Source organism: Kaistia dalseonensis, from assembly GCF_030814715.1.
GTDB lineage: Bacteria > Pseudomonadota > Alphaproteobacteria > Rhizobiales > Kaistiaceae > Kaistia > Kaistia dalseonensis.
Genome location: NZ_JAUSVO010000005.1, coordinates 66403 through 81420, shown reverse-complemented (window position 1 = coordinate 81420; position 15018 = coordinate 66403). Strand labels below are relative to the sequence as shown.

Here is a 15018-nt window from a genome sequence, read left to right as displayed (position 1 = left end):
CAGCGCTGTTTGCTGTGGGCTATTGGAGCGAAGTTTTCAGCGGTTTTCAGCCATTCATCGTTTCTTTCGAATGTAGCTTGGTCCGATCACGTCCAGTGTGATCCAGCCAAATTGCTGGTGGCGTCATGTCGTTCTGCTGGCCGGGGCCGGGATCAAAGCGTATCCGCAGGACGATGCCAGAGAGGCCAGCGCATTGTGCGGGCGTCAATCGGACGGCCCGGGGGGCATTGTCCAGCGTTGCGCGGCGATTCGGAACGGTGCGTTGACGGCTCCATAGCCCTGATATCCACCGGAACGCTGCACTACTTCGAGAAAGAACCCTGCGTCCGACGTCCGACTGTAGAGTTGGAAGAACTCTCCCGTCCCGTCCTGGTCGTAGAGAATGTGCAGGCGCTTCAGCGTGCCGATGAACTCATCGTCCAGACCAAATCGTGCGGCAATATCGTCATAGTAGTTCTCGGATATCGGCAGGCTGTCGAATCCTGCTTGTCGCATCGCCTCAGCCGAAGCGAAGATGTCGTCTGTTGCAAAGGCCAGATGCTGGACGGCCGAGCCGAATGTCGCGGTAATGAAGCGGCCGGCAAGCGTGCGGCTGTTGTCCGCCCCATTGAGCGTCAGGCGCAGCGTGCCGCTTTCATTCTCGATGGCTTGGCTCCGCACGAGCCCTCCCGGATCAAGAACATCCACCATGGGACTCTTCCGAACGGCGAGGATCGACTGATAGAAGAGCAGCCAGGTCAGCATCTCGCCATAATCGGTCGTCTGGGCGATATGATCGACCCGTGTCAGCCCGAACCCGGGTTCCGGCGGCGCGGTGACGAAATCGACGTCCCAAAGGCGCCCGAGATCGCTTCGCTGGTCGACGAAATAGATGATGCCACCGCCGAGACCGCGTATCGCGGGGATCATCAGCTCGCCGGCCGCGACCGGCTGGCTGAACGACTGGGCGCCCAGCGCAACCCCGCGCTCGATGGTTCCGCAGGCGTCGGCGACGCGCAGGCCGATCGCATAGGCCGACGTGCCGTGGGTGATATAGGCCGAATGTGCCAGCCCCTCGCGCTCCGTGTTGACGATCAGGTTGATGTCGCCCTGACGGTAGAGCGTGACGTCTTTGGAGCGATGGCGCCCGGCCCGCGCGAAACCCATCTGCTTGAACGCGCGTCCGAGCCGCTCGGCATCGGCGTCGTCGGCGGCGAATTCAATGAACTCGACGCCCTCCACCTCGCCACGCTCGGGCAGGGCCGGCGTACCGACTGCAAGCGACGGTTCAGCGCGGCGGACCTGGTCCATGAGATAGACAAGCGAGCGATGGCCGTCGATCGCGATGGTCCCGGGCGAACCGCCACGGAACTGGTCGTTGAAGACTTCGAGCGAAAGCGGTCCGTCATAGCCGGTTGCAACCACCGCCCGCATGAAGTCGACGACGTTCAGATCGCCTTCGCCGGGCATGTTCCGGAAGTGCCGGCTCCAGGAGAGCAAGTTCATGTCGATCATCGGCGCATCGGCGAGTTGCACGATGAAGATCTTGTCGCCCGGGATGGAACGGATCGTGTCGGGGTCGATCCTTCGGGCCAAGGTATGGAAACTGTCGAGAACCAGCCCGACATACCGATGGTCGGCCCGCCGTACGATCTCCCAGGCGTCGCGATGATCGTTGACGTGACGTCCCCATGCCAGCGCCTCGTAGCCGATCCGCATCCCCATGCGCTCCGCAATATCGCCGAGCTCGTGCAGATCCGCCGCGGCGCGATCGATGCCGCCAAGCGCCAGGGGCGAAACGCTCGAGCAGACCAGCATCAGATCGGTGCCGAGTTCGGCCATCAGGTCGAATTTGCGCTTGGCACGATCGAAAGCACGCGTGCGGTGTGGCTCCGGCAGTCCCTCGAAGTCGCGGAAAGGCTGAAAGACGGTGATCTCCAGGCCGCGATCCTTGACCATCTGGCCGACCTCGCGCGGCGATCCATTGAAGGTGAGGAAATCAGTCTCGAATATCTCGACGCCGTCGAAGCCCGCAGCCGCGATGGCCTGCAGCTTTTCCGCGAGATCGCCGCTGATGGACACGGTAGCGATAGAGGTCTTCATGACTGATCCGATCCACGATCGAGTTCGCATATGTTCGAGTCGCGCCAGGCAGCGTCTGCCGCCGCTTCATGCCGGATCGATCGTCGATCCTGGCCGAATGCCCCAGAATTCCAGCTGGGTCGGCAGCTGAGCGAGCGTCATCGCGGCGCCCGCCTGTGTCTTCAGGCCGAGTCTTTGCGCCTCCTGCAGCCATGGCGTCACGGACGGCTTGGTCACCGCGTCGGCGATGATCTGCGCGTTCGACAGGCGCGACAGGGGAAACGGATACGGGTCGCCGGCGCGCATGCCGACCGGCGAGGCGTTGATCGCGATGTTGACCGACAGCCCGTCCGGAAGCGCGTCATGGATCGGAATTTCGGGATATCGCGTGGCGATCTGCCGCCTGAGACCCTTGAGCCGAGCGCCATCCCGCTCGATGAGGACGAGTGCCCGCGCGCCGGCTTCGGCCAGGGCATGACTGATCGCGGCTCCCGCCCCGCCGGCTCCGACCACCAGGGCCACTTTGTCGGCGACAGCGACGCCGTGCGCCGTGAGGGCCATGATCATGGCCTGCCCGTCGACCATGTCGCCGGTCAACGCTCCGTCGGCATCGCGCCGCATGATGTTGACGGCGCCGGCCAGCCTGGCGCGATCCGTCAGTCGGTCCGCATGCGCATAGGCCGCCTGCTTGTGCGGCATGGTGACGGAGATTCCCGCGCAGTTCTCCGTGCGCCGCATGGCTTCGAGAAAGTGCGACACGCCGTCGGCAAGGATGTCGACGGCGATCATGACCGCGTCGACCTGATGGCTCACAAACCAAGCGTTCACCGGCTTGGGCGACTGCACCTGGTCGGTCGGATGCCCGAGCAGGGAGATGAAGCGTGTGGTTCCCGTAATCGTCGGCACCGGTTGCATTCGTTCATCCTCACGCAGGGTTTCCGCGTCGCAGATCGCCGGCACCGGAATGGGCGGCCGCCTGTCGGAGCAGGGGGGCCTCCCGTCCGGCAGCCGGCCGGTATCAGTCGGTCGTGCCGCTTTCGTCGCCGTCGGACCTGTCGCGGCCAAGGCGAGCCTCCAGCATGATCGTCGTGGCGGACGACCCGGGGCGATAGTGATGCGCGCCGGCCCAGTCTGCCCATGGCGCGGACGCTTGCGGATCGGGCCGGAAACGGCGCACTGTGAACTTGAGGTCGCGGGAACCTGCGATTGCAAGATCGGCCACCTCGAGCCGTTCCGGGCGGATGCCTTGTTCGACCCACGCGATTAGCGGCGTGAGATAATCGCTGCTTAGCGCCCGCGGACCATAGCCGCAGTGAAACGCACCAGGGACCATGAAGAGTGCGAGATAGTCGTCGGGATCATCCGAGGCATGATTATGCACGGCGTGGAAGTAATTGAGGGTCGAATGCGGAGAAACCGACGGATCCGCCCAACCCTGCCACAGGATGACTTTCGAACCTCTTTGAGCGAGACCGCCGAGATCGGGATCCGTCGGATCGTAGATTGCGGCCAATTCATCCAGCCGCTCGAACTCGGCGCTGGAGAAGGTCATGTTCCGATAGGTGATCCCGGTGGGCCCATCGAGAGAGGCCATATAATCGGGGAACTCCGTCGAATAGCGTGCGTCCATGCTCGATTCCATCGAGAAGGCTTCGCCCGGCTGCAGTACGGCGTTTCCGGCCCATCCGAGCTCCGACCCATGGACGAGACCGCCAGGATGAAGAAGACGGCCATTCTCGTCGCGCGGCCCGTCATGCAGCCGGTTGACGGCTGCCGCCTGCTCGGAGGTGAGCCGGATGCCATATTGGTTCGGTCCGGTGAGCTGCACCGCGTCGAACCTGACCGTCCTGGGATCGAGGATGAGGTCGACGACCTCCGGATCGGCCGCACGGGCGGCGTCCATCACGGCCTCATGGATCGCCGGGAGCACGTCGGAGGTGAGGATCGGATGGCCCTCCTCCGTCTGATTCGACCGCACGTTCCAAGCATGCCACGCGGTATTGGTTGCGACCATGTCGATGTTCGGCGCCTCGCAGGCGATGCCGTCGAAGTCTTCGGGGAAGCGCTGCGCATGCACCAGCCCGGAGCGCCCCCCGGCCGAGCAGCCGATGAAATAGGCGCGATCAGGCATTCGGCCATAGAGCCGCTCCAGGATCCGTCGTGTGGCGATCACGACACGGTGGCCAGCCGCGTAGGCGAAATCGGCGATAGCGGCGGGATTGCCGAGCGCCCAAAGGCCGTCGGCATCGGGTTCAGGCGGAGAGAAGTGACCCGAATCATGCGTGACAATCGCAAAGCCGCCGCCAGCGATCGCCGGTTGCATCGCCCTGGCGCTGGTCCACAGGTCCAAAGATGTCTTGCCGGCATATCCGCCTTGCCCGACCATGAGCATGCGCCCCGACCAGCCCTCTGCCGGGACCCTCGACCTGAAGCGCACCGCGGGCGCTACGGTGCCGCAGAGGTCCCATCCTGAGGGACCGAGCGCATCGGCCGAAACGGCCTTGGCGCTCTCGACCCGGACCACGACCCGATCGCCACAGACGATCCGCTCGCCGACAAGCGCCGTCGGTTCGATCAGCAAGCTGGTCCGACGCAGGGATTCCATCATCACGGTCATCGAGCGTCCACGGCGGCAGCAAACTGCTCAAGTTCAAGGCCGAGCGATTCCAGTTCCTCGCCCCCAGCCATCAGGTTGAGGACTTCCTCGCGCGACTTCTGGCCGCGCAGAAACTGCGCCGCCACCTCGCCCTGGATCAGGACGGTGAAGCGATCGCCGATGCTGAGGGCATGGTGGGCATTGTGCGTGATGAACACGATGCCGACACCCCGGGCGCGCGCCTGATCCATGAGTCTCAGAACGACACCCGCTTCCTTGACGCCGAGCGCCGACGTGGGCTCATCGAGAATGAGCACCCTGGCGCCGAAATGCAGGGCGCGGGCAATGGCGAGCGACTGCCGTTCCCCGCCGGACAGGGTGCCGACCAGCTGGCTGCCGTCGCGCACGCGGGTGATTCCGAGCTTCTGCAGTTCCCCGAGCGCAATTTCGTCGGAACGCTTCCGGTCCACCCGCGTGAAGAGCCCACGACCCTTGGTCAGTTCATTGCCAAGGAAGAAATTGGAGGTGACGCTCATCAGCGGCACGGACCCGGCATCCTGATAGACCGTCGCGATGCCTGCTGCCTGCGCGTCGCGCGGGCTGCCGAACTGGTGCGGCTCGCCTCCGACCAGGATCGCTCCGCTGCTGGGGGCGTGAAATCCCGACAGGATCTTGATCAAAGTCGATTTACCGGCACCATTGTCGCCGAGCAGGCAATGTACCTCGCCCGGCTCGACGATGAGCGAGATGTCGGTCAGCGCGCGAACCGGCCCGAAGCGCTTCGATACCGACCGGAGTTCGATCAAAGCCATGATGGTCACCTCGATAGCGCAATGCGACGGAGCGCGCTGTTTGCAGCTACGGCGATCAGAAGGAGAACGCCAAGAAAAAGCTGGATGTAGTCTGTATTCCACCCGGTATAGAAAACGCCGAGCGAGATGATCGCATAGATTGCCGTGCCGATGACGACGCCGAGCACCGTGCCGTAGCCGCCCGAGAGCAGGACGCCGCCGATGACCGCGACGATCGGAGCCTGGAAGGTGTAGCCTTGGCCGTTGGCCGCGTTGCCGCCGTTGAATTCCATGGTCTGGATCGCGCCTATGAAGGCTGCGAAGACGCCGACGGCGATGAACAGGGCGATCTTGACGCCGTTCACAGAGACGCCGGCGGCGCGTGCGACCTCGCGATTGCCGCCCGTGGCGTAGATCCATGGTCCATATTTCGTCCGGGCGAGCACCCACCAGGCGACGAGGGCGATCGCGAAGGCCCACAGGATGACGACCGGGAAATTGTTCCAGTCCGAGGCGAGCGCGGTGCGGACCCAACTCTCCTGCGTCATGGATACAGTGCTGGTTCCCATGATCGCAGTCGATATGCCGAGCGTGCCGCCGAGAAGGATGAAAGAGGTGGCCAGGGTGACGATGAAAGACGGCAGGCCAGTCCTGACGACGGCATAGCCGTTGAACGCGCCGACCAGCCCGCCGCACGTCAGCGCCATTGGCACGGATAGCCAGAGGGGAACGCCGAAAGTACTGGAGCTGATGGCGATGATGATCGAACTCGAACCGATCATCGATCCGATCGACAGGTCGAACTCCCCCGCGATGAGCAGAAGCGCGACCGGAATGGCCACGACGCTGAGTTCGGCGGCAGAGGCGAGCCACGCTGCCGTCCCCTGCAGCGTCATGAAGTTCTGGCCCTTCGCGATGATCGTGAAGAATGAATAGACGATGATGAAGACGATGGCTGCAGCGAGCTCAGGCCGGCGGACGAGCCGCCCCCACAGGGGGCGGCTGTTCGCGCTTGGACCGATCGCCCGTGACGCGGTTGCAGTCATGGACATAGCCTTTCTCTCCGGGGCAATTCCTAGAGCGCGCCCCGGACGCCGGGATACTTCTTGATCGACTCGAGGATCGCCTCGACATTGGCCTTGGTGATCTCGACCGGTCCGGTGATCTGCGGCGCTGCTTGGTCGAAGCCGTAGCGGGCATGCATGACTGCGGCGACGACAGAGCTGTAGCCGAGGAGATAGGGCTGATTGTCGAGCGCGAGCGCTATCTTGCCGTCGACGATTGCCTGCAGGACCTGAGCGCTGTTGTCAGAAACGAAGCTCTGCACCTTGCCGTCCAAACCGGCAGCCTTGATCGCCTTCAGCCCGTCGATCGCGGCCGTCGACGACGTGTTGTAGAGGCCGTCGACTTCGGGATGGTTGACCAGATAGGCTTGAATATCGCGCGTGATGTTCGCGTCGTTGTTGGCATCCTGGTTCGGGATCGTCAGCGTATCGGACTTGCCGCCGTTCTGCTCCACGCCTTTTGCGAAGCCGGCGCAATAGCCCTCGAGGACCGGATTGCCCGCGGTCTGGATGACGCAAAGGCCGTGCTTGACGCCGGCCTTGACGGCGCCGTCACCCATGAGCTTGCCGATCATCTCGGGGTCGGCCCCGACATAGCCCATCGCACCGGTTTTGGCGACCGAGGAGCGACCATCACCCTGCATCAGCACGGTGATCCCGTCGGCGACCGCCTGCTTGGCGAGCGGATCCATGGCGTCCGGGAAGAAGTCATCGAGGATGATGATCGACGGCTTCCGCGCGATCGACTGCCTGATGACCTGGACGAAATCCGATTCGGTGCTGACCGTATTGGGGCCAGTAACAAACTGGTAGTCGACCTCAAGATCCTTCGCCGCGGCTTGCGCGCCAGCCTTGATCTGCTGGAAGTAGGGGAAGCCAAGCCCTCCGGATACATTGATGATTGAGATCTTGTTCTCGGAATCATCTGCGGCTCTTGATGCACCGCTCACCAGAATTGCCATGGCAGAAATCGCCACGGCCGACAAAACACGTCCCATTCTCAACATGAAAGTCCTCCCTCTGTCCTTGGATCCCGCGAAAGCTCCTACCCTGCGGGAAACTGACAACGTTGTCACTTAGCTATTAATCAATGCGCGGAATCGCGGCGGGCGTCAAGCCCGGAACCGTCCGGCTTGAATGGCGGGTGGCGCCGTCGCCGTCGCGGCCTGTTTACATCGCGCGCGACTTCGTGCGAATCTTCGCTTAAGGCACAGGCGACAGGTTCGACGGGAGACTATCGGTGCTCACTCGCCGCGGCGGCGCAAGGCCCACCATGATCGACGTGGCGCGCGAAGCCGGAGTCGCGTTCAAGACCGTTTCAAGGGTCGTGAACGGGGAGCCGGTCAGGCGTGAAAGCCTGGAGCGGGTGGACGCGGCGATCGCCAAGCTTGGATATCGTCGCAACATCGGTGCGGCGTCCCTTCGCTCCGGCCGGTCGCGGACCGTCGGTCTGCTGGTCTACGAAATCTCGGAATCGTTTCAGCTGTCGCTGGCTCAAATCGTCGAAGCCGCGCTGGCGGAGAAGGGCTATCGGCTCGTGGTTGCCTCCACCATGGGTCTCGGCGAAAGGGAGGCCGAGTTCTTCGAGTCGTTCTGCGCGAACAATTTCGACGGCCTGATCGTGCTGCCGTCGACCGTCGAACAATCCTATATGCGTCCCGAGCTCGAGGCCGGCGTCAGCATCGTCTTCGTCGATCGTCCGCCCAAAAATCTGGAAACGGACGTGGTGCTGGCGGAAAATCGCGAGGGTATGCGGCACGCGACCGAGTATCTGATTGCCGGCGGTCATCGGAGGATCGGGTTCTTCTCGCTGAAATTGGACAACTACACCGGCGTTGAGCGTCATGGCGGCTATCGCGACGCGCTGGACGCCGCTGCAGTTTCCTACGACGAGCGCTTGGTGTCGGAATGGCCGGAAACACGGCAGCAGGCTCTCGAAGCACTGGATGCCATGCTGGCGCTTCCCAGTCCGCCCACGGCGTTTCTCTCGGGTGCGAGCCCTCTGGCCAAGAGATTGCTCTGGGCGTTTCGGCAGCGGAAGATCACCCCGCCCTTCGTCAGTTATGACGATTTCGAGCTGGCCGATCTGTTCGAGCCGCCCGTCACGGTGGTCTCCCAGGATTCCCGACGGATGGGGCTGGCGGCCGTCGACCTCCTGCTGCAGCGCATGCAGGGAGATACCACGCCGCCGCGTGTTGTCAGGATTCCAACCCATTTCATCGAGCGGGGCGGCTCGATAATGCCGGAAGCCTGAACGGTTGATTTCGCTGCAGAAGAGCTCCCTCGATGGGAAATCTCTGGCGGGAGGCACCCTTGTGCCGTCGCCATGTCTCCCGCGGGCTGTTTGATCCCGGCGACTGGCTGGTGAGGCTCCGGCGCAGCCGCCGATCAGCGGCGTGGGCACGCGTTCACTGTCTCCGAATAGGGCCGCCGATCGAACCGCCGACAACGAGGATGCGAGGGCTCATGGCCGTTTCCTTGTGGGATGGGAGGGGACGGCCGGTTCGGCTCGATGAACCGCGCCGCCTTTGATGGTTCTGCGGTCAGACGAGCGAATCGATGACGCCGCCATCGACGCGGAGCGCGGCGCCGGTGGTGGCGGAGGCTAGCGGCGAGGCGATGTAGACCACCATGTTCGCGACTTCTTCGACCGTCGCGGGGCGCCGGAGGATCGATGACGGCCGGTTCGCGATGACGAAATCGGCGCCGGCCTGCTCCAGCGTCTTGCCGGCCGCAACCTCGGCCTGCAGCATCCCGGCCACGCCTTCCGACAAGGTCGGGCCCGGCAGGATTGAATTCACGGTGACGCCCGTGCCGGCCATGCGCTTGGCGAGCCCGCGGGCGAGCGACACATCGGCCGTCTTGCTGACGCCGTAATGGATCATCTCGACGGGGATGTTGAAGGCGGATTCGGAGCCGAGGAAGAGCATGCGGCCCCAGCCGCGCGCCGCCATGCCGGGCAGATAGGCGCGGGCGAGGCGGACGCCGGACATGACGTTGACCTGCCAGTGCTGGTCCCAGACCGCGTCGTCGGTATCGAAGAAATCGGAGGGCTGGAAGATGCCGACATTGTTCACGACGATGTCGAAGGCAGGCTCCGCCGCGATCAGCGCATCGGCGCCGGCCGCCGTCCCGAGATCGGCGGCGACGCCCCGCGCCGTGCCGCCGAGGCGGGCAAGCGCCGCGTCGACCTTGGCCTGCGTTCGCCCGTTGATGACGACATCGGCGCCTGCATCCTGAAGTCCCCGCGCGATGGCGAAGCCGATGCCTTCGGTCGAGCCTGTGACGAGGGCGGACTTGCCGGAAAGATCGATCTTCATCATTTGGTCCTCTGCCATTGCCTGTCGATCGCCGATCGATCCGGCGATGCCGGATGCGCCCGCGCAACCCAAATGGGCTGCCACTCTGCGGTTGTCGGTGTTGCGTGATCGCTCTGCCCGGATCGATAGACCGGCGGAGGTGCGATCTCTTCCGAAAACGCATCGCGGAGCGCGGCGACGCGTGATGGCGCGCGGCGTCATTCCGCCGGCTTGCTCAGATCGTCAGGGCGTAGAAAGAGGGTATCTTTGGCGCCGCTCAGGGGCAAGCAAAGCGGGGCATCGAACCGTCGTCGCGGCTCCCATGAGGAGCCGTTCGCCTGGCTCCAGGGAGGGCGCTGAGGCGGCAGGGGCGCCGCTGATGAACCACGCTCGTTCCGCGCCGGCCTTGGCGTCAAATGGCCGCGCAGGCGGGAGAACCACGTCGATAGAGATGGAAAAAGGGCCGGCGCGAGCCGGCCCCTTTCCGGATCAGACGCCGCGTTCGCGGCTGACCATCGCGAGGGCGACGAGTGTGCAGACCGCGCCGGAGAGCAGGTAGGCGCCGGCCGAGATCAGGCCGAAATGGCTGGACAGTCCGAGCGCCACCAGCGGCGCGAAGCCGGCGCCGAAGAGCCAGGCGAGATCGGAGGTCAGCGCCGAGCCGGTATAGCGGTAGGGCATGGCGAAGTTGGAGGCGACCGCGCCTGACGACTGGCCGAACGAAAGCCCGAGCAGGATGAAGCCGACGACCATGAAGATCGCTTCGCCGACATCACCGCCATTCAGCAATTGCGGCGCGAAGCCGCTGAAGGCGGCGATGGCGGCCGCCGTCACGGCGAGCAGGTTGCGCCGGCCGACGCGGTCGGCGACATAGCCCGAGATCACGATCGCCGCGACGCCGAAGACCGCGCTGATCACCTGGATGACCAGGAAGCGCGCCGGTGCCTGGCGCGTGAACAGGAACACCCAGGAGAGGGGAAACACCGTGACCATGTGGAACAGGGCGAAGCTCGCCAGCGGAGCGAAGGCGCCGATGACGACGTTGCGGCCCTCGGCCTTGATCGTATCGGTGACGGAGGAGGGCGCGAGTTCGAGGTCTTCGAAGGCGCGCGAATATTGCGGCGTCACCACGATGCGCAGGCGCGCGAACAGCGCCACCACATTGATGGCGAAGGCGACGAAGAAGGGATAACGCCAGCCCCAGCTCAGGAAATCCTCGGCCGAGAGATTGGCGAGAAAGAAGGCGAAGAGCGCGCTCGCGACGATCAGCCCGAGCGGTGCGCCGAGCTGCGGGATCATCGCATACCAGCCACGACGCTGTTCCGGCGAATTGAGCGCCAGCAGCGAGGCGAGGCCGTCCCAGATGCCGCCGAAGGCGAGGCCCTGGCCGATGCGGAAGAGTGCCAGCAGCAGGGCCGACGACCAGCCGATCGTTTCATAGCCCGGCAGGAACGCGATCGCGACGGTGGAACTGCCGAGCAGGAACAGCGCGATCGTCAGCTTGACCCCGCGTCCATGGGCGCGGTCGATCGCCGTGAAGATCAGCGTGCCGAACGGGCGCGCGACAAAGGCGAGCGCGAATATCGCGAAGGAATAGAGCGTGCCGGTCAGCGGATCGACATTGGGGAAGACCAGCTTCGGGAAAACGACGACCGAGGCGATGGCGTAAACGAAGAAGTCGAAAAATTCCGACGTTCGCCCTATGATGACGCCGATGGCGATCTCGCCCGGATTGACTTCTCCATGGTGGCCGCCTGAAGTCCGCGTGTCGCGTTCAAGCGTCAATGACGACGGTGCCGTTATCGGAGCACTCATGCCGGCTTATCCCTCATCAAGGCCGTCGACGCCTGGCTGTGGCGGCGATGGGCGTGTTCATTGTTCCTTTTGTCGCGCTATGCCGCGCTGCGGCATTGGGCAAATTGTCCAATGTCACTTTTGCTGCGCTGCAGCTAGCCGTAACGCGAAACCATATCGGGTCCGATCGACTGGAAGTGCCTTGTTCACGAAAAGTGCCTTGCGCCGTTTTCGCATCTTTGCCCTGCTGCCGCTCGCCCTGCTGCTGAGTGCCTGCAACTTCGTGGTGCTCAATCCATCAGGCCATGTGGCCGCGCAGGAGCGCGACCTCGTCGTCATATCTACCATACTCATGCTCATCATCATCATACCGGTGATGGCGCTGACGATTCTCTTTGCCTGGCGCTATCGTCATTCGAACAAATCGGCGCGCTACGAGCCGGATTGGGAGCATTCGACCCATCTCGAGCTGGTGATCTGGTCGGCGCCGCTGCTCATCATCATCTGCCTCGGCGCGCTGACCTGGATGGGAACGCACCTGCTCGATCCCTATCGCGCGATCGGGCCTGGCAAATCCGTCCATCCCTCGGCCGGCAATGCCGTGCCGCTGGATGTCGAGGTCGTGGCGCTCGACTGGAAATGGCTCTTCATCTATCCGCAATATGGCGTCGCCTCGCTCAATGAGCTGGCCGCGCCGGTGGATCGGCCGATCAATTTCCGCATCACCTCCTCCTCGGTGATGAACTCCTTCTATATCCCCGCGCTCGCCGGCCAGATCTATGCGATGCCGGGCATGCAGACCAAGCTGCACGCCATCATCAACGAGGCGGGCGAATATCAGGGCTTCTCGGCCAATTACAGCGGCTCCGGCTTCTCGGGCATGCACTTCGCCTTCCATGGCCTGGACGATGCCGGCTTCGAAAGCTGGATCGGCACGCTCAAGGCGAGCGCCGACCAGCTCGGTCGCGGCGAATATACGGCGCTCGAGCAGCCCAGCGAGAACGTTCCGGTCCGCCGTTACGGTTCGGTCGATGCCGATCTGTTCAAGGCGATCCTGAACCGCTGCGTCACGCCCGGAAAGATGTGCATGAACGACATGATGGCGATCGACGCCAAGGGCGGGCTCGGGCTTGCCGGCATCCCCAACCTGATGCCGGTCAGCTATGACCAGTTCGCCCGCTCCGGTGCCGTCCTCGGGCCGGCGCGCAGTTATGTCGCCGCCATCTGCACGCCGGAAGACAGCACCGCCGCCGGCATCGCCGGGCCGGTGACCCCGGCCCTGATCGGCACGACGCCGATCCTCGGCTCCGGCCTGCCGCTGCCGTCCTTCATGCTCAATCCGCGATCGACCACCTCGGCGATCGATCCGCTGCCCCAGCCATCCAATACCTGAACGGCGCGCCCCTCATGTCTCCTACGCCCGTCTCTCCGATCTTCGGCCGCTTCACGCTCGAGGCCCTGCCGATCCACGAGCCGATCCTGGTCGTCACCTTCGCGGTCGTCGCGCTCGGTGGCATCGCGGTACTCGGCGCGATCACCTATTTCCGCCTGTGGGGCTATCTGTGGCGCGAGTGGTTCACCACCGTCGACCATAAGCGCATCGGCATCATGTACATGGTGCTCGGCATCATCATGCTGCTGCGCGGCTTCGCCGACGCCATCATGATGCGCCTGCAGCAGGCAATCGCCTTTGGCGGGTCGGAGGGCTATCTCCCGGCGCATCACTACGACCAGGTCTTTTCCGCCCATGGCGTGATCATGATCTTCTTCGTGGCGATGCCGCTCGTCACCGGCCTGATGAACTTCGTCGTGCCGCTGCAGATCGGCGCGCGCGACGTGTCGTTCCCGTTCCTGAACAATTTCAGCTTCTGGATGACGGTCTCCGGCGCGGTCATCGTCATGATGTCGCTGTTCGTCGGCGAGTTCGCGCGGACCGGCTGGCTCGCCTATCCGCCGCTCTCGGGCATCATCTACAGTCCGGATGTGGGCGTCGACTATTACATATGGGCGCTGCAGGTCGCGGGCGTGGGGACGCTCCTATCCGGCATCAACCTCATATGTACGATCGTCAAGATGCGCGCCCCGGGCATGACCATGATGAAGATGCCGGTCTTCACCTGGACGTCGCTCTGCACCAACGTGCTGATCGTCGCCGCATTCCCGATCCTGACGGCCGTGCTCTCGCTGCTCGCGCTCGACCGCTATGTCGGCACGAACTTCTTCACGAACGATCTCGGCGGCAACCCGATGATGTACGTGAACCTGATCTGGATCTGGGGCCATCCCGAGGTCTACATCCTGATCCTGCCGGCCTTCGGAATCTTCTCCGAAGTGGTCTCGACCTTCGCGGGCAAGCGGCTGTTCGGCTATACGTCGATGGTCTATGCGACGGTGGTCATCACCATCCTGTCCTACCTCGTCTGGCTGCACCATTTCTTCACCATGGGTTCCGGCGCCAGCGTGAACTCCTTCTTCGGCATCACGACGATGATCATCTCGATCCCGACGGGCGCGAAGATGTTCAACTGGCTCTTCACCATGTATCGCGGCCGCATCCGGTTCGAACTGCCGATGATGTGGACGCTCGCCTTCATGCTGACCTTCGTCATCGGCGGCATGACCGGCGTGCTCCTCGCCGTGCCGCCGGCCGATTTCGTCCTGCACAACAGCCTGTTCCTCGTTGCTCACTTCCACAATGTGATCATCGGCGGCGTGCTGTTCGGCCTGTTCGCCGGCATTGCCTTCTGGTTCCCGAAGGCGTTCGGCTTCAAGCTCGATCCGTTCTGGGGCAAGATGTCGTTCTGGTTCTGGGTCATCGGCTTCTACTTCGCCTTCATGCCGCTCTATGTGCTCGGCCTGATGGGCGTGACGCGTCGCCTGCGCGTGTTCGACGATCCCTCGCTGCAGATCTGGTTCGTGCTCGCGGGCTTCGGCGCGTTCCTGATCTTCCTCGGCATCCTGTCGTTCCTGATCCAGATCGCCGTCAGCATCCGCAACCGTGAGAAGCTGCGCGATTTCACCGGCGATCCCTGGGATGCGCGCACGCTGGAATGGGCGACCTCGTCGCCGCCGCCGGCCTACAACTTCGCCTTCACGCCGATCGTCCACGACAATGACGCCTGGTGGGACATGAAGAAGCACGGCTACCAGCGGCCGCTGGAGGGCTTCAAGCCGATCCACATGCCGCGCAACACGCCTGCCGGCGTCTTCCTGGCCGGCCTCAGCATGGTGCTGGCCGTGGCGCTCATCTGGTATGTCTGGTGGCTCGCCGCGATCAGCTTCGTCGCGCTCCTTGCGACGGCGATCGGCCACACCTTCAACAACAATCGTGACTTCCACATTCCGGCGGAGGAAGTCGTTCAAACCGAAGGCGAGCGGACGCGTCTGCTGGCCGGCCATGCCGGGGCATGACG

11 protein-coding genes are annotated in these 15018 nt (G+C 63.8%); 3 read left to right on the top strand and 8 right to left on the bottom strand.

Annotated elements, in window-relative coordinates; genetic code table 11:
* Positions 1-204: 204 nt before the first annotated feature.
* The 6 genes from QO014_RS17510 to QO014_RS17485 form a co-directional block, all read right to left on the bottom strand.
* Complete coding sequence (locus QO014_RS17510; RefSeq protein ID WP_266350033.1) at positions 205-2082, bottom strand: bifunctional sugar phosphate isomerase/epimerase/4-hydroxyphenylpyruvate dioxygenase family protein; 1878 nt, start codon at positions 2080-2082, stop codon at positions 205-207.
* Positions 2083-2148: 66 nt separating this feature from the next.
* On the bottom strand, positions 2149-2976 hold the full coding sequence (locus QO014_RS17505) for a shikimate dehydrogenase family protein (RefSeq protein ID WP_266350032.1): 828 nt from the start codon (positions 2974-2976) through the stop codon (positions 2149-2151).
* A 103-nt stretch (positions 2977-3079) separates the two neighbouring features.
* Positions 3080-4678, bottom strand: a complete 1599-nt coding sequence (locus tag QO014_RS17500) for a tannase/feruloyl esterase family alpha/beta hydrolase (protein ID WP_266350031.1) — start codon at positions 4676-4678, stop codon at positions 3080-3082.
* Positions 4675-5469 carry an ATP-binding cassette domain-containing protein gene (locus QO014_RS17495; protein WP_266350399.1) on the bottom strand — a complete coding sequence of 265 codons (795 nt, stop codon included), beginning with the start codon at positions 5467-5469 and terminating at the stop codon, positions 4675-4677. The genes QO014_RS17500 and QO014_RS17495 overlap by 4 nt, the downstream gene beginning before the upstream one ends.
* 5 nt (positions 5470-5474) lie before the next feature.
* Positions 5475-6494 (bottom strand): ABC transporter permease, encoded by a 1020-nt coding sequence (locus QO014_RS17490; protein WP_266350030.1) that lies wholly within the window; start codon positions 6492-6494, stop codon positions 5475-5477.
* Positions 6495-6523: 29 nt separating this feature from the next.
* Entirely contained in the window at positions 6524-7474 is a 951-nt protein-coding gene (locus QO014_RS17485) for a substrate-binding domain-containing protein (protein ID WP_266350029.1), read from the bottom strand.
* Positions 7475-7785: 311 nt separating this feature from the next.
* Between QO014_RS17485 and QO014_RS17480 the strand changes: the two genes are divergently transcribed.
* Complete coding sequence (locus QO014_RS17480) at positions 7786-8766, top strand: LacI family DNA-binding transcriptional regulator (RefSeq protein WP_266350028.1); 981 nt, start codon at positions 7786-7788, stop codon at positions 8764-8766.
* A 289-nt stretch (positions 8767-9055) separates the two neighbouring features.
* On the opposite strand, the gene QO014_RS17475 is transcribed toward QO014_RS17480, so the two are convergent.
* Positions 9056-9832 (bottom strand): SDR family NAD(P)-dependent oxidoreductase, encoded by a 777-nt coding sequence (locus QO014_RS17475; RefSeq protein ID WP_266350398.1) that lies wholly within the window; start codon positions 9830-9832, stop codon positions 9056-9058.
* A 468-nt stretch (positions 9833-10300) separates the two neighbouring features.
* Positions 10301-11626, bottom strand: coding sequence for an MFS transporter (locus QO014_RS17470; protein WP_266350027.1), 1326 nt, complete (start codon positions 11624-11626; stop codon positions 10301-10303).
* 199 nt (positions 11627-11825) lie between these two features.
* On the opposite strand from QO014_RS17470, the gene cyoA reads away from it, so the two are divergent.
* Positions 11826-12998, top strand: a complete 1173-nt coding sequence (cyoA, locus tag QO014_RS17465; RefSeq protein WP_266350026.1) for a ubiquinol oxidase subunit II — start codon at positions 11826-11828, stop codon at positions 12996-12998.
* Between the two features lie 14 nt (positions 12999-13012).
* Positions 13013-15016, top strand: coding sequence for a cytochrome o ubiquinol oxidase subunit I (cyoB, locus tag QO014_RS17460; protein ID WP_266350025.1), 2004 nt, complete (start codon positions 13013-13015; stop codon positions 15014-15016).
* The last annotated feature ends 2 nt before the right edge of the window (positions 15017-15018 follow it).

What these genes read in the sequence shown, in the direction of transcription:
- QO014_RS17510 (WP_266350033.1), bottom strand. Translation starts at nt 2,082, where the DNA reads ATGAAGACCTCTATCGCTACCGTGTCCATCAGCGGCGATCTCGCGGAA.
- QO014_RS17505 (WP_266350032.1), bottom strand. Translation starts at nt 2,976, where the DNA reads ATGCAACCGGTGCCGACGATTACGGGAACCACACGCTTCATCTCCCTG.
- QO014_RS17500 (WP_266350031.1), bottom strand. Translation starts at nt 4,678, where the DNA reads ATGACCGTGATGATGGAATCCCTGCGTCGGACCAGCTTGCTGATCGAA.
- QO014_RS17495 (WP_266350399.1), bottom strand. Translation starts at nt 5,469, where the DNA reads ATGGCTTTGATCGAACTCCGGTCGGTATCGAAGCGCTTCGGGCCGGTT.
- QO014_RS17490 (WP_266350030.1), bottom strand. Translation starts at nt 6,494, where the DNA reads ATGACTGCAACCGCGTCACGGGCGATCGGTCCAAGCGCGAACAGCCGC.
- QO014_RS17485 (WP_266350029.1), bottom strand. Translation starts at nt 7,474, where the DNA reads ATGGCAATTCTGGTGAGCGGTGCATCAAGAGCCGCAGATGATTCCGAG.
- QO014_RS17480 (WP_266350028.1), top strand. Translation starts at nt 7,786, where the DNA reads ATGATCGACGTGGCGCGCGAAGCCGGAGTCGCGTTCAAGACCGTTTCA.
- QO014_RS17475 (WP_266350398.1), bottom strand. Translation starts at nt 9,832, where the DNA reads ATGAAGATCGATCTTTCCGGCAAGTCCGCCCTCGTCACAGGCTCGACC.
- QO014_RS17470 (WP_266350027.1), bottom strand. Translation starts at nt 11,626, where the DNA reads ATGAGTGCTCCGATAACGGCACCGTCGTCATTGACGCTTGAACGCGAC.
- cyoB (WP_266350025.1), top strand. Translation starts at nt 13,013, where the DNA reads ATGTCTCCTACGCCCGTCTCTCCGATCTTCGGCCGCTTCACGCTCGAG.